Source organism: Psychrobacillus sp., from assembly GCF_032154225.1.
GTDB lineage: Bacteria > Bacillota > Bacilli > Bacillales_A > Planococcaceae > Psychrobacillus.
This window is the reverse complement of the sequence record NZ_JALDYF010000017.1, coordinates 37,531-57,500: the sequence shown is the minus strand read 5'-3', so window position 1 is coordinate 57,500 and position 19,970 is coordinate 37,531. Positions and strand designations below refer to the sequence as shown.

Below are 19,970 nucleotides of genomic sequence, written 5' to 3'. Positions count from 1 at the left end.
GACTTTTTACAAATTAAACCCCGTTCTGTTTCCAGGACGGGGTAAAAATATCATATAAAATCTCCTAATTCATCAATCAAAAATTTTAGCTTTACTGGTTGTTCTTCTAATATCAATTTTGTTAGTTGAGTTCCATGTATTATTTTGTTATATGTTAAATCATAGTTAGAAAACAATCGTTCTAAGACTTCACTTCCCACTGAATTTTTAAATGGATTAGTTTCTTCTCTAGGGAAAATTTTTTTATTATCTGTATCTAAGAAAGTTTGATTTATGAAGTGCTCAATATCCTCATGATTAGTATCACTGCCAGCCTCATTATTTATTATTAGAGATAATTCTTTTGGACAATCGAGAAAATAATTTTCGATTTCTCTTCTCTCAAGAATTACAACATTATCTTCATATTTCTCTTTGATTTCAAGAATCTTACCTTCAGGTTTCTCATCAGAATCAATTAAAATCCTGTAGGGTATAGGACTTGTATTTATACCCCCTAAAACTAAATCTAATTTTTCTTTATTTCTTGTCATTGCAGACTTTTTGCTAAATTCATTCCCTGTGCCATTCATTTTTAATATTCTATAATTATATCCAATCTGCTTAAATCCAAAGTGTTCTAAAATTAATGGGATTACTGCTTCTTCTGTTTCTCCTTCAACGAATATAACTCTATCTGCTAAAGCAAAATCACTATTATTTAGCCCAATATCAGATAATATTTCCTGTATATTATCTAATTTTGTATAAATACTTTTCCCCATTTTCTTTTGTACAAGATAAATATTTTTAGAAAATGGATAATTAATTAGTAATGGCGAATGTGTTGTTAATAAATATTGATTATTTTTCTTGGCAGATATAAGATCATATATCGCTTTTTCTGCTGATGGATGTAAAAATACATGAGGTTCATCGTATAAAATTATTCTACTTTCCTTGGTAAAAAGTACACATAATATTATTAGGACATGAGTAAATCCACTTCCACAATTAGATAAAGGAATAGGTTGAAGATTCCCTTCAAAATATAGACTAATATATGTATTACCTCCTTCTATTGGAGTACTAATAGAGGTAATATCATTAAATATTATTTTAAACATATCTATGATCTCATCGAAAGCTTGTTCATTATTATTATGTAAAGTAAACAAAAATGCATTTAGATTAGTTCCATCAATACTTAAATTAGTATGAACATTAGCTGGGTCTTCTTTTGGAACGTATCTTGCGCCATTTATAAAAACTAATCTGTCTTTTAAAAGACTCATAAAATTATCAATAGCTTGCGGTCTACCGCCAAAGTTTGTAGTCCCACCCGTTTTATTATTAAAAATATAACCAGCTCTACCTTCCTTTTCATTACTTCTATTTTTATATAGGGGAACATAATTGTCCTCATAAAGAACATCCACTGTATTTATACATGAGTCACTCATAGTATCATTAATAAAAGAAATATTAATTTTTAATTTTTTTGCATCACCAATAAAGTACTCCGGGGCAGTTCCTTTATTAAGAAGGTTTATATCTATTTCATCAATGGATATTTCTAAATACAAGTTTGTTTTATTCGAAAAGCTTGGTAACAAATCTTTTACTTCCATATTTGCAATATAATATAGGGACTCAATTAATGCAGTTTTTCCAGAGTTATTTTTTCCTGAAAAGATATTTATTCCATTACTTAGATCTATTACTCCAGAGTCCTCAATGCTTTTATAGTTAAGCAATCTCATATTCAATAACTTCATTGTTCAAACCAACCTCCACTGTTTTCTAATATCAAATAATTGTAAAAGGACAGGAAAGTATGTACAAGAGAGTAGCTGTAAATACAATTCTTCATTGTCGATGTAGACACTTTTTTGTCCTTCTTTTAATACAGGAAAGCAAGTATATTACATACCTAAGACAAAAAATGTACTTTGTAAAAAGAGAAATTCAGTGAAAAGACCCAAAAAAATCAGGCTTGATTCAAGCATTCATTTTATCCTAATTTTTATTTGAAATATTTCTTTTGAAAAAATTAACATCCATCTTAATTAAACATCATTTTTTTAATATACTAGTAGGTTTTGTAATGGATTTTTCCTTTGATTTATGTGGCGACCAACAACTGCTTATATTATATTTTTTACACATCTCATAGGCTTCTTGATCTAACCATTGTTGAGTTTTAATAAGATTTTTGGGCCGAACTTTTTCATTGCGCACGTTGTTGTCTAACCAACCGCAGAAATAAATTTTATGTGATTCCTCAACTTTTGGTCTATAAGCGGCGATGTCATAAGGTTTAGGGGTATTTTTTGGACTTGTAGTAGATGGAATACCTTTGTTTATCTCATCGTAAAAGTTTTTTGGACTAAAAGAAGATGCTCCGTTTGGTGATAAACCTAAAATTTTATAGATCAACCCGAACTTTTTCCCCAGATAAGGATTGATGATAAAGCCTTTTTTCACTTCAACCATAAAGAAGAGATTTTCATTGCGTACCCCGATTGCTAAAGTATGGGGAACTGAATCAATAAAGTATATAAGCTCAAAAATAGCATTATTTATAGTAACACTGAATTTTGTTCGCTTTAAATTTTGCATAATCATACTACTATATAAAGGTTTTAATCCTATTAACTCCATTTTTCTGTTCTCTCCTTTAGTAAATACTTACGAAAAGCTACAAGTACAGCTCTCCGTTATCAATGTAAATAATTTCTTGGTCTTTTTGTACATACTTTTGTCGTTGTACAATAATTAAGCATTTCTATAAGTAGCTAATGTTAAAAAACTAACTATATCTTAACATATATTGGAATTGGTAAGGGCTTGCTTTTTAAACATTTTAAAGAGAAACTTATAATTGATAATATTTACGTCACGAGTAGTTGTCTTACCAAACTAGTCATCTGAAAATTTAGGTCACGATTTAGTTGTATTAAAAAAATATAAAGCAACGTAAGAATAACTGTTTGTAGACTTTTACGTCACGACTAAGTTGTCTGAAGACATGTGTTGTGGTTTTGAAATAAAGATTGATCATTTGTAAAAAAGTTTAATCAAAATATGCACCAAACTTAAATCTGCTGAAAAAGAATCCATTTTGATCAAACATTTTTCAAAACGGATTCTCTTTATTTATCGTAAATTATGGGTTTGCGAGGTAGTTGAAATAAAATTGCAATGTTTCCCCCTTTGGATATTTTATATCTAAAGGGGCATTTTTATAATGAAGGAAAAACCATTAATCAATTTTTAGCAGACATATGTGATAAAATTAGGAAAAAGGTGGTATGTGATATGAAAATTCGTCGAATAGATCATGTGGGTATAATCGTCAATGATCTTCCTTCCGTGAAAGCATTTTTTCTTGATTTTGGTCTTGAAATGCTGGGGGAAGGAAAAGTGGAAGGCGAGTGGGTAGAGCGGATGAAGCCGTTAATAGGGATTCAAGACGTTAAAGAGGAAGTTGCAATAGATGGTGATGCAAATATAGAAATAGTAATGTTGCGAACTGCGGACGGTGACACAAATATAGAACTAGTAAAATTTCACACGACATCAGATGGAAATGGCATACAGGGTCCTTTAGCAAATACTCAGAGTGTCCAGCATATTGCTTTTGCTGTTGAAGATATTGAAGCCCTAGTTACGAAATTGACAAAGAAGGGTGCAGAACTTATTGGTGAGATACAAAACTACGAAAATGCTTATAAATTATGCTTCGTTCGTGGGCCAGAAGGAATTATTTTGGAGCTGGCTGAGGAAGTCAAATAAAGTATCCAATCAACAGCAAACTCGTTGATAAAAAAAGAAACCACTTTGATCAATCTTTTTCAAAGTGGTTTCTTTTCTTTAGCTGCTAAATAGGGGGGGGCCAATATTTTTACTTAAACTTTATTCAAACTTACAAAAAACTGTGAAATAACAATAAAGGTGTATACTAACTTCGGAAGTTGCGTAAATCGTATTTAAGAGTGTCTTTCTCTTGAATACTTTTTATTATTATTCTGATAAATAAAGATTTTAATTAATAAAGGAGGTTCATACATGTTGGGATATTTCCCGTATTCCATATGAAAATGAATCCATATATTGCATTGTTGCTAGAGATGCTAATCAAATGGGGTCTCTATCTAAAAATACTCTTTGAAGTGGTGTTAATAAAGTAACCAGTGATTTAAACGTACAAGATAAAAAACTCCTGGACTTGAGGTAAGAAGCGTCCGCCTGAAGAGTGAATCAACATCGCCTTATTTTAATTTGATTTGAATGGTCTTTTTCAGTGGCTTCCATTTGTAAACTTCTGCTTTTATAGTAGGATGTCCAATCACTAAGGGTTAACCAATAAACGTTTAAAGGTCAACGTCGTTCTGGAAATTGAGAACAAAGTGATGTACATCGTTATAGACGGCGAATTCGAATCCTTGCTCCCTGTAGAATTGAATGATTTCTGGTAGTGCCGCCAAGGTTTGCGGTTTTTCGTGCATCAGTACGATTTCTCGATCGGTAGTTGTACCACGATTTATGTTTTCGATGATTTGAGTAGGATTTCCAGGTAGCTTCCAATCATTCGAATCGATGGTCCAATCCCAAACCTTTATCCCTGCTTCTGCAAGTTGATGTCGAATTTTCTCGTTTTTCAAACCGGGTGCAGATCCATAAGGGGGGCGCACTAAATGAGGATTCGTACCTGTAATTTCATTTATCAAGGCAAGTGTTTCTTTCATCTCGGGGACGAATTGACGGTCACTATATAAGCTTTTGAAATTGTGCGTCATGCTATGGCCACCGACGTAATGGCCTTCTTTTACAGCCCGTTTCACATTTTCTTGAAGGTGTTCTTTCTTTAAATTGCTTCCTTGCATAAAGAACGTGGCTAATACATCAGTTTCACTCAAGGTATCTAGAAATTGGCCGGTTAACTCGCTTGGACCATCATCGAATGTTAAATAGACGACCTTTCCTTCCGACTTCTCTTCTGTAATGGGTTCTTCTACAACAGGATCTATAGCAATCGGTGGCCCGAGTTTAGGAATGAGGATATCACCTTTTTCCGTTGGTTCAGGCGTGCTTGGGGGTACAGAAGCAGAATGTGTTTTTCCCACAAAAAATCCAGCAGCAAAGAGAAAGACGAACAGAATGACTAAATAGCGCATTTTTAATCTTTTTCTTTTTTTCCGAGTTTCAAATTTTGGTGTTTTCATGCGAAACTAATCCTCCTGTCATGTTGTATGAACGTCAAGTATGAAAGTATAGGTAGTGTTCTTATGTAAGTAAAGTGACTCTCAGTTAGGGTAAGGGCAGCAGCAGACAGTTTCAGATATCTGCTGCTGATAGAAAATAGTAAGTGAAGTATTATGCATCACATATTAAAACATGACTCAAAATAACCAAAGGGAGCTCAAATGTGACCTTCTCGTGTAACAAGCAGAGAATTATGAAATTCACCAATATAGTTACTTGTCTTGCAGGTACAATGCTTTGCCTTCTTCCATTTCTTTCGCTATATCATTGTTAATGATTGCCTTTCCGGAAATACCTTCTAACCCATCGATTGGAGTACCATCATTTACACTGTTATACTTTCCTTCGCTTACAGTAAGCGTAATATAGTTTCCAGACGCTCCACCGCCGCTATTCATCACTACGATTTCCTTGTATCCGTTTGTGACGTTATCACTTATAATAACTGGAGTTTGAATGAGCGTAAGTGCCTGGTTCACTAGCAGATCACCGCTATCAGTTTTTGTTACATATAGTGCAGTACTTCCTCCAGATCCACTTGAATAAGGTCCCATTACAACGGTAAGGATTTCGTCTTTCCCATCCTCATCTAAATCTACGTAGTTATAGTAGTATTTCGTCGTTTTCAAGTATTCCAATGGAATTTCGAAGTATTCGATAATTATTTTTTCTAACTTCGTATTCCGCTCCGATTCTGCCAGAACACCGACAATTTTTTCTGATGGAACTTGTGTTCCAACTACTCCGGACATCGAGTCCATGACTTCTTTATGAGGAGTTGTTTGAGTTTCTTCAATCACTTTTTTCGCATTCCCATCCCCTGCACTAGCTCCGAATACTACGAGAGAACTTGATGCTACGCAAACAATTGTAAATGCTGCCAATGCGACAATGCCTTTCTTTTTACTTCCATTAAATGAGATGTTCTGAAATCTTTTTTTCACTACTTTTAACCCCCCACTATAATTTGATGTGAAGATGCTCGATCTACCTGTTTGTTGCTCAACTGAATGTAAAATGGTTTCCATATATCTTTTTTTATAACTACTATCTTTTCCTCTTATTACATACTCGTCACAAATCAGCTCAATGGTCTCATTGAATTTCTTTGACATTAGGTGTACAAACGGATTAAACCAATAGAACGACCTTACTAAAAACAATACGAATTTTAATTCAATATCGTGTCGTTTATAGTGTGTCAATTCATGCTTTAAAATTAAGTATAAATCCGTTTCCGAGTACTCAGTATGCGGGATAATTACTGTTGGGTGAATAATTCCATACATCATCGGACTTTTCACGATCTTTGAACGGCGTAATGAGACATTTCTCTGTATCCCCATTTCAGCCTTTACTTGGGCAAACAATTTTTCTTGATCTGGAGTCCGCGCCAATGACCACCGTTTACTGTTTCTCGTAAAATTAAAATAGCCGAATAAGTGGTACACAGAAAATACAACAGTTCCAACTAGCCAAATTCCAACTGCTGCGTTGAACACTGATAGATCTGAAAAGAAACTATCCTGTTTTGCAACTACGCTTCCCGTTGTGAATTCCTCATTCATTAGCTGGTTTGAGAATAAATTCGCTTGCCAGTTACTGGACTTTTGTATGACTTGTGCAGGGTCAATTTGTATAGGAGCATCTGGAAATGTAATCGGTATCGGAACTAATAGACGAACTGTTATTCCGAGCCATACAATATACTTCCATTTAGCAATATACTTTTTATCCAAAAGTGGTGATAATATGCAGACGGCTAAAATGATAGCTGAGACAATTATGGATACCTCCAACATATTCACAAACATTTTTTGAATCATTGTTTTTGATTCTCCGTGGATAAGCTGTCTAGAAACTCTCTTAATTCTTGAATTTCTTCTTCATCTACAGCCTTACTATCATTCAATTGAACAACAAAATCTTTCACGGAATTCCCAAAGAATCTCTCCAAGATCTTCTTACTTTCCTTGTTTGCATAGTTTTCTTGACTGACAAGGTGGTAGTAAAGATTGGTTTTCCCCTCTTTTTCAATCCTCAAAAACCCTTTCGTTGTTAATCTTGAAAGAAATGAAAGAATCGTTGTAGGTGCAAGGACTTTGGATCCTTCTAGTTGCTCTTGGATATAGCTGCGTGTTACCCCCTCATTTGCCTCCCAAATAATTAACATGATTTCCAACTCTGAATCTGGTAATCTTTTCATCGTGTTCCTCCTTTCATTCTACATTTGTAGAATTTATATATTTTCATTCTACATTTGCAGAATGAAAAGTCAATCCTATTTCAAAAAATATTTGGTTTCATTTTCTGCTTGTTTCAAAATCAGTAGTTTAATCATTAAATATCACGTACTTTAACACGTTAAACAGGCATCTTCAATTGGAAGACACCTGTTTCTTTTCCATGAATTAATTATAAACTTGAATTATTCACGTGTGATCTAAATAACCTCAATCTCACGTCGAACTTATTGAACGACTACTTATAATTAGTAAATTTTTATTTATCTAATCCCCAAACAGCCTCTACAAATAACCATTCTTGAATATATCTGAAATATTTTATTCAGTTTTAACAGTCCTTCTTGCAATACTATCAATATAATGAAAGACTTTTTCCTCTTAAATAAATATTATGTTTAGTTTCTTATATAATTGTACATCCTCTTAATAGTTTAAGAAACTTACGGAGGAGGAAACTAGAGTGAATGATTTAGAGAGTAATAATACACCTCAGCAGGATGTTCAAAAAATACTTCTAAACACATCACTGTCAAAAAGTCTTATTACCATAAAAGAAGCTTTTGGAAACAGTAATGACATTATTATACGGGAGACTTTAATTGGAAAGTTAAAGAAACGGTCTATTGCAATTATTCACACTGACGGTTTAGCAGATAGTACGGCCATTTCAGACTTTATCGTAGAACCTCTTATATCAGACTTAAAGGAGACACCTGAAACGACAATATTTGAAATAAATCAATATTTAAAAGATTACTGTCTAACGGTTGGTCATGTTAAAGATATAGGAGATTTCACCTCCTTGTATAGTGCTGTTTTAAACGGGGATACCATAATATTGCTAGATGGCCTAGCAAAAGGAATTGCCACAAGTACAAAAAGTTCTAAAGACAGAGCAATTACAGAACCTGCAACGGAATCTGTTATTAGAGGACCAAGGGAATCTTTTACGGAGACTTTGCGTACCAATACTGCTTTAATTCGACGTAAGATTAAAAGTCCAAATCTTTGGGTAAAGTCGCGAATAGTTGGTGAAGTGACACAAACAGATATAGCAGTTATGTATATCAATGGCATAGCAAATGAGAAGATTGTTCAAGAAGTATTTGATCGATTAGATCTCATTGACATTGATGGCATTTTGGAAAGTGGCTACATCGAGCAAATGATTCAAGACACAGGATTTTCATTATTCCCTACAGTTTATAATTCAGAACGTCCTGATGTTATTGCAGGAGAATTATTAGAAGGCAAAATCGCTATTTTAGTAGATGGTACCCCTTTTGTTTTAATTGTCCCTGCACTATTTACTTCTTTTTTGCAATCTGCAGAAGATTACTACCAAAATGCTATTGTCAGTTCGTTTATTCGCATCATTAGGTTTTTAGGGATAAGCCTTGCTTTAGTTGCACCTGCTCTCTATATTTCACTCACAACTTTTCATCATGAGATGATACCAACAGCGCTACTCATTAGTATTTATGCACAGCGTGAAGGTGTACCATTTCCAGCATTTATTGAGGCACTGATTATGGAGGTTGCATTTGAGGTGCTAAGAGAAGCTGGACTTCGGATGCCAAGAATGATTGGGCCAGCCATTTCAATTGTAGGTACATTGATAGTTGGGCAGGCTGCTGTCGAAGCAGGTATTGTTTCAGCAGCAATGGTCATTATTGTAGCACTAACAGCAATTTGTAGCTTTCTTTTTCCGGCATATGGTTTATCTAATTCAATACGTATTTTACGATTTCCACTAATGATATTAGCTGCTATGTTTGGTTTATTTGGTGTATTTATAGGACTAATGTTTCTTGTCCTGCATTTATGTAGTTTGCGCTCCTTTGGCGTCCCTTATATGAGTCCTTTCGCACCGTTAATTCCAGAGGATCAAAAAGATGCGCTCCTTTTATTTCCTCGTGGATCTTTGTTAACTCGTCCACGATTAATCAGTCAAATAAATAATGTGAGAGGACAAAAACATTTAACAAATAAAAAAAGACATGCTCAATAACTGTTAAAAATGAGGTATCTATATGAAAAAAATAATAACTGTTATTTTAATCATCTTTTTGATTCAAATTTTAAGCGGATGTTGGAGTAAACGGGAGTTAAATGAATTAGCGCTTGTTGCAGCACTAGGTATAGACTTAATTGATGGTGAATACGCCATTTCTGTACAAGTAATTAATCCTAGTCAAATTTCGTCCAAACAATCTGCAGATGGACAAGCACCAGTTGTCACTTATCATGCTAAAGGAAAAACCGTTTTTGAAGCTGTTAGAAAAATATTAGCATCATCTCCAAGAAAGCTATATTTTGCACATTTACAACTGATTGTTATTGGAGAAGAATTGGCAAGTAACGGATTAAAAGATACCGTTGATTTTCTAGCAAGAGATCAAGAGATACGTAATGATTTTACTTTTATCGTATCTCAGCAAGCAACTGCAAAAGATGTATTAAATGTATTAACTCCTATAGAAAAAATTCCTGCAAATAAAATGTTGAATTCTTTAAAAGCTATGCAAGAAGCGTGGGGTTCCACTTTAGAAGTTGGTATTGAAGAATTACTTACAAAGTTAAGTGCTAAAGGCCAGTATTATGTTCTATCAGCAATAGAAATTAACGGAGATAAAAGATTAGGGATTGATCCGACAAACGTTGAAAGAATAGAAACCCCAGTAATATTAAAGTTTACTGGGCTAGCTATTTTTCAAGAAGACAAACTATTAGGCTATCTCAATGAATATGAAAGTAAAAGTTTTAATTATCTAAACAATAAAATTAAATCTACAATTGAAATTATCTCATGTCCATCAGAAGGCCAGTTGTCTACGGAAGTAACTCAGTCAAAAACTAAAATAAAAGGACTTACAAACGACGGCAAACCTATCATAAATGTTAGCATTGATGTTGTTCAAAATGTTGCTGAGGTCAAATGTGATATTGATTTAACCGAAACAAAGACTATTGAATGGATTGATAATCAGACGGAAGAATTAATTGAAAAGAATATAAAACAGGTGCTGAATACAATTCAAAAAAATTACAAAGCAGATGTACTTGGTTTCGGTGAAGCAATCCACCGAGCTGATCCTAAAGAGTGGAAGGAAATAAAGGGTGCTTGGGAAACCATTTATCCTGAAATAGAGGTAAATGTTAAGGTTAATGTAAAAACACAGGGATTAGGAACTTTGCAAAACTCAAAATTAAGGGAGTAATTTGAAAATGTTCATCACTTTATGTGTATTAATTATTGCATTTTTAATAGTTTTAATAGAACTACCAAAATTAAAGCAAGGGGGCACTAAACTAATTTGGACGTTTTCGATTGTATTAGTATTTGGGATATCTTTAAACATTGCTGTAGGTTTAGATGCTCTTATTGTTAGCCCGTTGGATGCAATAATGTATATTTTTCAACCAGTTAGTGACTTTTTAAAAACAACATTATTGAAATAAAAAACTCCAAAAAGAGGATGAAATATGGAAAAAGAATTAATAAGTTCACGTCAATTCACAATAATTGTAATTCTTTATACTGTAGGGACAGGTATCTTAATTATTCCAGCAAGCATAGCACTAGAAGTAAAACAGGATGCCTGGATAGTAGCTATTATAGGTATGCTATTAAGCTTACTATTAATAAAGTTATTTATCACTTTAGGGAAAAAGATGTCTACATTGTCTTTTGTAGAGGTTACAGAAAAAATCTTAGGGAGTTTTATAGGTAAACTTGCTTCTATTGGATTTGTGATCTTAACATTGCTATCGTCAGGGGAATTACTATATTTTATTGGTAATTTTCTACAGACAGAAGTAATGCCAGAGACGCCTTCAGTTGTATTCGCAGTATTGTTTAACCTTGTTATCCTTTTTGCAACATATTTAGGACTAGAGGTTTTTGCGCGTACATTAGAGATACTATTTCCTGTTTTTTTGTTAATATTTATTATCTTTGTCTTATTTGTATCTCCACAAATAGATATTAAACATATACAACCAGTCCTAGAAGTCTCAACACAACCATTTCTATACAGCGTTATACATTTCATGGGTTTATTTTCATTTCCATTAGTTGTATTATTAATGATTTTTCCATCTGCTATAAATGTGCTTAAATCAGGTCAAAAAGGATTATATATTGGCACACTAGTAGGAGGATTAATTATAACTATTATTATTGCATTATCTATTTTAGTATTAGGAGTAACGAGTACTTCATTAAGAATTTTCCCTACTTATACTTTAGCTCAAGGAATTTCAATTGGTGATTTCTTGCAACGCATTGAAATTATTATGGCTTTTATGTGGATGGTCACAATTTTTGTAAGAGCATTTATTTATTTTTACGCAACTGTAAAGGCTTTAGGACAAATATTTAAAATCAAAGATCACAGGCCGTTAATTCTACCTCTAGGGATGATTACAAGTGCACTTTCTCAAATTGTCCATCCTAATATAGTGCACTCAGATAAATACAATCAGGAGACTTGGCCATTGTATATATCAGTATTTGCAATTTTTCTGCCCTTACTATTACTTTTTATTGCGAAATTACGTAAAATCAAAAATTCGGAAAAAAATAATATATATAATGATGAAAAAGTTCAAACTTGAACTGCAGACCCATTGTGGGTACAGTTTTAGGGTAAACTCGCAATTAAAGATAAATTAACGAAGGCTTTGGCGTATTCAAATAGTCCATACTTAATGAAAAGGTACGATCGTCAAGAGACTAAATTGTATAAATAACCAATAAACAACAACTTATATTTAAGACACTTTACCGCCCTCACGATGGTTTCTGTTTCTAGGATTATGTGGATTAGGCTATACATTTATGATAAGCAAAAGATAAATCAGTGGAGATTTGTACAGAGAAGATGTGGTAAATATTCAGTCGAATATAGAAGCAAGAAAGAGAGGGGGTTACAGAGAGAGATTATTTAAAATTTATCTTTTTATGTAGGGTCGGCTAGTCTTGCAATTGAAATAGGAAAAGCTCGTCAAGAAGCAATCGCTCTTGGAATTATGGACAGTAAGAATCCATTTAGAGAAGTAATTTGGTACTATGTGTAGAGTGCATTATTGTCACTTGCTAGGAAATTAGGGGAATTAAAGTGAAATATAATATAATTTACGACATTTGCGAAGAAAATATTACTAGTTTAAATTTACATTTAAAAGGGGATTTTATAGTTGTGAGATCCCTTCGCAGAATCTCATGAAATTACGCCTTTTCTGTTGAAGCAGTGAGGTATTTTAGTCTAAGGTAGTAAAGCGACCTTCTCAAGAGTTGGTCGCTTACTATCTTACCTTTTAATTCGGATTTACGGTTCTTATTGATTTTTTGATAATGCTTGTTATTAATAAAATAAAACCACTAAAAATGAATAGATAACCAATGGGCAGTAAAAAGAATGGTTCTGTCAAAGTGCCATCTGGTTCAACTTTTGCTCCAATAATATTAGAAATGATCAAACAAAGTAAACCTATAATTACAGATGTCACAGCCAATATGTGTTTCTTCATGATTTTCCTCCATTTTCTTTTTATTTGTTTTTTTAATACTTGATAAATGATATCAAATTCTCATCTTCATACCATCGGAATAAGTTTCAGTAGCCTTACACATATGAAAGTTTTTAGTTGTCTGGAAATAACCATTTTATTCTAGTTGCACATAAAATAGACGTTTTTATATATTAGATAAAAAGGAAGGAACGTTTGTACACATTTCATTAGAGAAATTCTTTAGTCGTGCTCAGATTGAACTGAAATCTCAATAGGCTTAATGCTGGATAATTATTGATGTGTTGGGGCTTCACTTTCAGGAACTTTATACTGCAAACGGGCGCGATTTTTTAACAACATATCTTTCTTACTCATCAAACAGGTGACATATTTGATTATTCACTTTCCGAAATAATTAATCATCAATATAAAATTACTTCGTATTATAAAGTTAAAACCACAATAGTACGAGAAACATGTGGTTACCAACTATAATGTAACTGGACAAGTTGTATAGGAAAAATCTCGGACCAATTCTTTTTATTTATCGTAGAATATGGGTTTTGAGATAGTTGTGATGAAGCTTTATTTCAAAGCTTCAATAAAACTTGATAAAAACAACCTGGTAGAATACTCTTATTCTATCAGGTTGTTTTTGGGTTTTATGGAAATTTAATTATAAACTAAAGAAGTGAGGGTTTAATCCCTTCATTTAGCAAGAGGGGGTACACGATGAAGAAAAGAATTGACATATTAGATGCACTTAGAGGATTTTCGTTGCTTGGTATTTTAATAGCTAATATGCTGTATTTTCAATATGATTTTGTCTCGTTGGATGCAGTTCAACCAGATATATGGTGGGATAAGGTGGCATATTATTTCACCAAAATATTTGTAGAAGGGTCATTTGTTCCGATTTTCGGCTTTTTATTTGGTTATGGCATTATTTTATTTGCACGTTCATTGGAAAATCGTGAATTGAGTACAAGAGGTCCCTTGTGGAGACGTGCAATTGGCTTAGTAATATTAGGTTGTTTACATATTACCTTTGTTTGGGATGGTGATATTTTATTATCATATGGCTCTGGGCTACTTATTTTCATGTTGTTTATAAAACGTAAGGTAAAAACGATGCTCATATGGGCGGTGGTTTTGACACTTTGTATGATGCCAATTTTATTAGTGAAAACAGATTTTCTGGCGATAATTTTAACAGATATGAAGGAAACGGTGGATGTTCTTAAGAATGGTACATATTTAGAGGTTGTGAAGCAACGTGTTAGCATATCGGATGATCTATCTATAATCTTTATGGTAATTGTATTACCAATAATGCTTGGATTCATGGCTATTTTTTCGTTTTTTGCTATGGGTCCGCTAGTATTGTTAGGGATGGCTGCTGCTAAAGTAGATTTCTTTAAACGCATTGGAGAAAAAATGGATCTGTTAAAACGACTTTCATTGCTTATTCCTGTAGGCTTATTATGCAAAGCATTATTAGACATGGATCATTTTGTCGGGGAATTACTTTATTCTGTGGGGACATATATGTTAGCGATAGGTTATATCGCAGCCTTTACGTTAGTTTTTATTTCCGTGAAAGAAAACAAAATCTCGCAAGCGTTCGTAAATCTTGGTCGCTTGTCGTTAACAAATTATTTAATGCAGTCGATTATTTGTACGACAATTTTTTATGGCTACGGTTTAGGCTTCTTTGGAGAATTAGGTGTTGCCCTTGGACTTGTGATTGCAGTTGTTGTGTATTCGCTGCAATTGTTACTGGCAAATTGGTATGGACAACGTTTTTCGATGGGTCCAGTAGAATGGGCGCTTCGAAAGTTTGTATATAGAAAAAACTTTGGTGCCAGGAACGAACATAATTCGGAATAGTTTGGGTTACTGGCACCGTAATTAGGTCATTTTTGTACGCTTTCTTCATATAATATTGTTGGGGTGAATAAATGCCAAGAGTAAAATACAAAAGTTCGGACGTTGACTTAATGGCAAGGATGATGAGGGCAGAAGCCGAAGCTGAAGGGCAGCAAGGAATGTTATATGTTGGAAATGTAATTGTTAACCGTGCTAATGCAGATTGTTTAGACTTTCAAGATGTAAGAACAATCGAAGATGTCATTTTTCAGGTACAAGGAGGAAATTATTCTTTTGAAGCTGTTCAGAAAGGTAATTTATTTTATGAAAGAGCGAGATCTGTTGAAAAAAAATTAGCAAAAAAGGCGTTGGATCATTGGAGAGACCACCCTGCGAAATATGCACTTTGGTACTTTAATCCATATGCTCCATGCCCTCCAACATGGTACGGTCAACCTTTTTCTGGCCAATATAAACAACATTGTTTTTATGAACCAGCAGCTGGATCATGCGAAAGTGTTTATAGGGGTTAGGCTTCCTAGCACTGTGAATAATTGTATAACTTACATGGGCTCGCTTATTATCATAATAAGCGAGCCCATGTTTTTGTTAGTAAGATATAAAATGCTAAAATCTAAATTAGATTGATGTATAAAAACTATTAAAATAATGAGGAGTGTCTATATTATGTTAGCTATTCGTACCGTACAAGCTATTCCGCTACAACAAGGTGAGGGTCGCCATTTACGCTATGTGGTGCAGACTCGCGATTTAATGGATAATGATCCCTTCATTATTTTAGCTGACGATAAATTTGTACATAACACATTTGCTGATCATCCGCATAAGGGTATTCAGACTGTGACGTATGTACTTGAGGGGAATTTAGAACATTTTGATAGCGAGACGGGCGGTGGTAGAAGATTATACGAAGGAGATTTTCAAATTATGACTGCAGGGAGCGGCATTATTCATAATGAAAATCCAAAGCCAGGTGAAGAAGTTCGAGTATTGCAACTGTGGGTAAACTTATCAAGTGAAGACAAAAAGGCATCTGGTCAATATGTAGATTTACCACATAGAGAAGTACCCGTTCTTCCTATTGAAGGTGGCAAGATTGAAGTGTATGCAGGTGAAGTAAGTGGTGTTGCATCACCATTAAAACTATTTACGCCATTCCTTTATGCTGTAGTTTCACTTGAAGATAATGCAAGTTATGATTTCCCGATTCCAGCTGGCTACAATAGTTATTTATATATGCTAGAAGGAAAGGCTAACGTAAGCGGACAGCAGATTAATACATTTGATGTCGTGCACTTTGAACAAAATGAGTCTGCCGACATAATCTCTCTTTCCTCAACTGAAAAAACAAAGTTTCTCATTTTTTCAGGGAAACCGATTAAACAGCCGATTGTTGCAAGCGGTCCATTTGTAATGAATACTGAAGAAGAAATCAATGAAGCATTTGATAGTTATAGAAATGGAACCTTTTTACAAGGGAAATCATACTGAAAATATAACTTATTTAAATCCTCAAAACAAAACTTGATAAAACAACTTGGTATAATATCCTTATTCTACCAAGTTGTTTTTAGGTTTTATGGTAATTTAGGTGTAAATTAAAGAAGTGAGGGTTTAATTCCTTCATTTAGCAAGAGGAAGTACACGATGAAGAAAAGAATTGAAATATTAGATGCACTTAGAGGATTTTCATTTCTTGGTATATTAATAGCTAATATGCTGTACTTTCAATATGGTAATGCCACACTAGAAGCAATTCAACCAGATACTTGGTGGGATAAGATAGCATATTATTTTACTAAAATATTTGTAGAAGGATCATTTATCCCGATTTTGGGTTTTTATTTGGTTATGGCATTATTTTATTTGTACGTGCATTGGAAAAACGTGAATTGAATACAAGAGGTCCTTTATGGAGACGCGCATTTGGCTTAGTGATATTAGGTGGTTTACATATTACCCTTGTTTGGGATGGCTATATTTTATTATTATATGGCTATGGGCTACTTATTTTAATATTGTTTATAAAGCGTAAGGAGAAAACAATGCTCATATGCGCGGTAGTTTTAACACTTTGTACAACGCCATTTTTATTAGTGAAAACAGATTTTCTGGAGATGGTTTTTACAGATATGAAGGCAACATTGGATGTTCTTAAGAATGGTACATCTTTAGAGGTTGTGAAGCAACGTGTTGGTATATCGGAAGACCTCTCTATAATCTTTGTGATAATTGGATTGCCAATTGTACTTGGATTCATGGCTATTATTTCATTTTTCGCTATGGGTCTTTTAGTACTGATGGGGATGGCTGCTGCTAAAGTAGATTTCTTTAAGGACATTGGAGAAAAAGTAAATCTGTTAAAACGAGTGTCTTTGCTTATTCCTGTAGGCTTAGTAGGTAAAGCATTATTAGACTGGGATCACTTTGTCGCTTGTCGTTAACAAATTATTTAATGCAGTCGATTATTTGTACGACGATTTTTTATGACTACGGGTTAGAATTCTTCGGAGAATTAGGTGCGGCTCTTGGACTTGTGATTGCAGTTGTTGAGTATTCACTGCAATTTATAATCAAGTGTAACTGAGCGTATTATTTCTACACTCTTTTACACATTAAATTGGTGTTTATAATATATTGTAGGAGAGAACGGTATGGATTTTTACTAATTACGACACATATATTATTGGTTTTAGCATTGCTAAAAAAACATTTGGTTGTTGCTCCTGAATATGTAGGGATTATTCATTCTCCTAAGAAATTTTGCAGGCTAGTTGTGATCACATCAACCATTTTTTCCTTTAACTAATAAATTATGCGACATCAAGCAACTTTGTTAACTGTTCTCAATTGTTATATAAGCTTAATAACGGCATACCTCATTTATAGGAGGTATGCTGTTATTTTTTTATAAGTTTATATCACTTAAGGGTTTGTAACGATCCTCTCTTATTCATAATTTGGACAAAAAATAAAAACAGAATTGGCCATACTATACTTTTTTGTTTGCAATTGAATCTTAAATTTTATAAGATACATAACATAGTTTATTTAAAGTGGTTTAATTAAAGTACTTTAACTTAATTATGAATGAATTAACGAATAGATGTTTAGAAAGGAATTAATATATGAAATTTACAGAGTTTTTGAAGAGTAAAGGTGCCATAGGTTCTATATTTATGGGTGTTTTTTATGCAGTGTGTATGTTAGGAATCTTTTTGTCAGGTTATACAGCAATTCCTGGGAATATTGATCAATTACCGATTGCCATTATTAATGATGATATAGGAGAATCTGGAGCTCAAATTACAGAGAGCTTAATAGAACAACTCCCATTTGAGAAAATAAATACAAACATTTCGAATAAAGCGGCTTTAGAAGATTTAGAAGATAACGAATTAGCATTAGTTATCCATATTCCAGAAACATTTTCAGCTGATTTACAAAATAGTGATGTATCATCAAGTATAGATTTCACTCTAAATGAAGCAGGAGCTACAGTTGTATCATCTTCTATGACACAAGTTGTTTCTCAAATTAACGATCAATTAAGTGGGCAATTCTCACAACAAACAGCACAAGGTATTTTAATGAACTTTAATGTACCTAAAGAGCGATCAAAAGAAATGGCAGATTTGATTGAAAACAGTTATGTAGGTAATGTTGTTACAATTAATGACATTCCAGATGGCATGCATAACAATATGTTACCAATGTTCTTAACTATGGCCTTATATGTAGGGGCGATGATTGGAGCGATGCAATTAGTTGGTGCGTTTAAAGTAAACCGCGGGAAAGCTACGAAAACACGTTTATTCATTTATGTACAATTAACAGCAGTCCTCATTGGTGTTATTGCAGGTTTAGCTTCAACGGGTATAGCATTTGGTATTAATGATTTAAGCGGAGATTTATTCTTTCAAATTTGGGGACAACAAATTCTGAACTATTGGGTATGCTTTAACTTCACAGCAATTGTAGTATTCTTAATTGGTGAAGCAGGTATGATCTTAAATATCCCAATTTTATTAGTTCAAACGCTTGCTAATGGGGCAACGATTTCACGAGATATGATGTATGCACCTTATGAGTGGGCGAGCCATATTACACCGATGTATTATTCGGTGCAAGCTTACTTTGCGAATATTTTTGGTAGTACAAGTGTAAGCCCTTATTTGTTAGGGTTAGCTCTGGTTGGTTTAGTAGCGATGTTAATTAACATTGTTATCGTTTGGATCTTACACAAGCCATTGCCAGTAGAGGATTCGAGAGAATCTGTAAAAGTTTAAATTGTGCTGAAGTAAATGATTAGTTTTGATACAATAGAGCTAATATTTGCCTAAGGAGCTGAAATGATGGCAATTCAAATTTTCATTCTGACTAAGCTTATGGAAGAAAATAATTACCCTTATAAACTAAAAAAACAAATCTCAGAGTTACAGCCACTTGATACGATAAATGGCCTAACTGAAAGCAAGTTATATTACCATTTTGAGGCATTGGCGAAGCAAGGGTTCATTGAGGCAAAAGAAATCATTAAAGAAGAGCATCGTCCAGATAAGCAAGTATTTGCAATCACTGAAAAAGGCCGAGAAGTCTTACCGAAAAAGATTTATAAACTCTTTGAAAATGCAGATACAATCGGGAATATGGTCATTGGTTTAGCAAATATGAAATATGTGGAGCGTGATAAAGTCATCAGTATACTAGAAAAAAAAGTATACGAGATAAAAAAGACTTGGGACAAGATGTCAAAATATGAGAGACGACATTTTATGGAACCAGGGCAAGAAGTATTAGCAGACTTTATTGGGGATTATGCAAACTATAGAATAAACTCTTCAATACAGTATTTTGAGAGATTAATTAACCATATTCAAAAAGAGGAAATATAGGAAAAAGGCTGTGTATGAACTGACCTAGCGATATGAGACTCGTATAAAACACTCTTTAATTAGGGAGTACTGAACAACTCTTTTTACGCAACCCTGTATTGTAGATCAGATAATCCATGTTGAATCCACTTTTGGAAAATAGGCAAAAAAGAGTCCCGAGGGATCTTTTCTATGT

At 33.5% G+C, this 19,970-nt stretch carries 18 protein-coding genes and 1 pseudogene; 13 read left to right on the top strand and 6 right to left on the bottom strand.

The annotated features are described in order from the left end of the window. Positions 1-50: 50 nt before the first annotated feature. Entirely contained in the window at positions 51-1,757 is a 1,707-nt protein-coding gene (locus RUH95_RS17360) for an ATP-dependent nuclease (protein ID WP_313894158.1), read from the bottom strand. A 298-nt stretch (positions 1,758-2,055) separates the two neighbouring features. Next, the gene (locus RUH95_RS17355; RefSeq protein WP_313894157.1) at positions 2,056-2,643 is read right to left on the bottom strand and encodes a DUF6037 family protein; all 588 of its coding nucleotides are present in this window, start codon (positions 2,641-2,643) and stop codon (positions 2,056-2,058) included. A 657-nt stretch (positions 2,644-3,300) separates the two neighbouring features. Here RUH95_RS17355 and RUH95_RS17350 point away from each other — a divergent pair. Next, on the top strand, positions 3,301-3,777 hold the full coding sequence (locus tag RUH95_RS17350; RefSeq protein ID WP_313894156.1) for a VOC family protein: 477 nt from the start codon (positions 3,301-3,303) through the stop codon (positions 3,775-3,777). Between the two features lie 578 nt (positions 3,778-4,355). Here the strand turns inward: RUH95_RS17350 and RUH95_RS17345 are convergent. From RUH95_RS17345 to RUH95_RS17335, 3 genes and pseudogenes are all read right to left on the bottom strand, one after another. Next, positions 4,356-4,976: pseudogene (locus RUH95_RS17345) on the bottom strand (polysaccharide deacetylase family protein); the annotation flags it as partial. Between the two features lie 483 nt (positions 4,977-5,459). Continuing rightward, positions 5,460-7,073, bottom strand: a complete 1,614-nt coding sequence (locus tag RUH95_RS17340) for a M56 family metallopeptidase (RefSeq protein ID WP_313894155.1) — start codon at positions 7,071-7,073, stop codon at positions 5,460-5,462. Continuing rightward, positions 7,070-7,453: a BlaI/MecI/CopY family transcriptional regulator gene (locus RUH95_RS17335; RefSeq protein ID WP_313894154.1), complete on the bottom strand. Its 384-nt coding sequence runs from the start codon at positions 7,451-7,453 to the stop codon at positions 7,070-7,072. The genes RUH95_RS17340 and RUH95_RS17335 overlap by 4 nt, the downstream gene beginning before the upstream one ends. A 500-nt stretch (positions 7,454-7,953) precedes the next feature. On the opposite strand from RUH95_RS17335, the gene RUH95_RS17330 reads away from it, so the two are divergent. From RUH95_RS17330 to RUH95_RS17315, 4 genes are read left to right on the top strand one after another with little or no spacing between them, the layout of a single operon-like run. Further along, positions 7,954-9,504, top strand: coding sequence for a spore germination protein (locus RUH95_RS17330; RefSeq protein WP_313894153.1), 1,551 nt, complete (start codon positions 7,954-7,956; stop codon positions 9,502-9,504). Between the two features lie 22 nt (positions 9,505-9,526). Continuing rightward, positions 9,527-10,714: a Ger(x)C family spore germination protein gene (locus tag RUH95_RS17325; RefSeq protein ID WP_313894152.1), complete on the top strand. Its 1,188-nt coding sequence runs from the start codon at positions 9,527-9,529 to the stop codon at positions 10,712-10,714. 7 nt (positions 10,715-10,721) lie between these two features. Continuing rightward, positions 10,722-10,955 carry a hypothetical protein gene (locus tag RUH95_RS17320; protein WP_313894151.1) on the top strand — a complete coding sequence of 78 codons (234 nt, stop codon included), beginning with the start codon at positions 10,722-10,724 and terminating at the stop codon, positions 10,953-10,955. A 24-nt stretch (positions 10,956-10,979) separates the two neighbouring features. Beyond that, complete coding sequence (locus tag RUH95_RS17315) at positions 10,980-12,113, top strand: GerAB/ArcD/ProY family transporter (RefSeq protein WP_313894150.1); 1,134 nt, start codon at positions 10,980-10,982, stop codon at positions 12,111-12,113. Between the two features lie 702 nt (positions 12,114-12,815). On the opposite strand, the gene RUH95_RS17310 is transcribed toward RUH95_RS17315, so the two are convergent. Continuing rightward, a complete protein-coding gene (locus tag RUH95_RS17310; RefSeq protein WP_397469521.1) occupies positions 12,816-13,028 on the bottom strand; it encodes a DUF3955 domain-containing protein in 213 nt (70 codons plus the stop codon). A gap of 714 nt (positions 13,029-13,742) precedes the next feature. Between RUH95_RS17310 and RUH95_RS17305 the strand changes: the two genes are divergently transcribed. The 8 genes from RUH95_RS17305 (at position 13,743) to RUH95_RS17270 (ending at position 19,795) form a co-directional block, all read left to right on the top strand. Continuing rightward, positions 13,743-14,900: a DUF418 domain-containing protein gene (locus RUH95_RS17305; RefSeq protein WP_313894149.1), complete on the top strand. Its 1,158-nt coding sequence runs from the start codon at positions 13,743-13,745 to the stop codon at positions 14,898-14,900. 71 nt (positions 14,901-14,971) lie between these two features. Further along, positions 14,972-15,412 carry a cell wall hydrolase gene (locus RUH95_RS17300; protein ID WP_313894148.1) on the top strand — a complete coding sequence of 147 codons (441 nt, stop codon included), beginning with the start codon at positions 14,972-14,974 and terminating at the stop codon, positions 15,410-15,412. Between the two features lie 154 nt (positions 15,413-15,566). Beyond that, positions 15,567-16,391, top strand: coding sequence for a pirin family protein (locus tag RUH95_RS17295; RefSeq protein ID WP_313894147.1), 825 nt, complete (start codon positions 15,567-15,569; stop codon positions 16,389-16,391). A 156-nt stretch (positions 16,392-16,547) separates the two neighbouring features. Next, positions 16,548-16,796, top strand: coding sequence for a hypothetical protein (locus RUH95_RS17290; protein WP_313894146.1), 249 nt, complete (start codon positions 16,548-16,550; stop codon positions 16,794-16,796). Next, a complete protein-coding gene (locus RUH95_RS17285; RefSeq protein WP_313894145.1) occupies positions 16,793-17,344 on the top strand; it encodes a DUF418 domain-containing protein in 552 nt (183 codons plus the stop codon). The genes RUH95_RS17290 and RUH95_RS17285 overlap by 4 nt, the downstream gene beginning before the upstream one ends. After that, on the top strand, positions 17,335-17,487 hold the full coding sequence (locus tag RUH95_RS17280) for a DUF418 domain-containing protein (RefSeq protein WP_313894144.1): 153 nt from the start codon (positions 17,335-17,337) through the stop codon (positions 17,485-17,487). The genes RUH95_RS17285 and RUH95_RS17280 overlap by 10 nt, the downstream gene beginning before the upstream one ends. A 541-nt stretch (positions 17,488-18,028) precedes the next feature. Then, positions 18,029-19,189: a YhgE/Pip domain-containing protein gene (locus RUH95_RS17275; protein ID WP_313894143.1), complete on the top strand. Its 1,161-nt coding sequence runs from the start codon at positions 18,029-18,031 to the stop codon at positions 19,187-19,189. Between the two features lie 66 nt (positions 19,190-19,255). Next, positions 19,256-19,795 (top strand): PadR family transcriptional regulator, encoded by a 540-nt coding sequence (locus tag RUH95_RS17270; protein ID WP_313894142.1) that lies wholly within the window; start codon positions 19,256-19,258, stop codon positions 19,793-19,795. Positions 19,796-19,970: the final 175 nt, after the last annotated feature.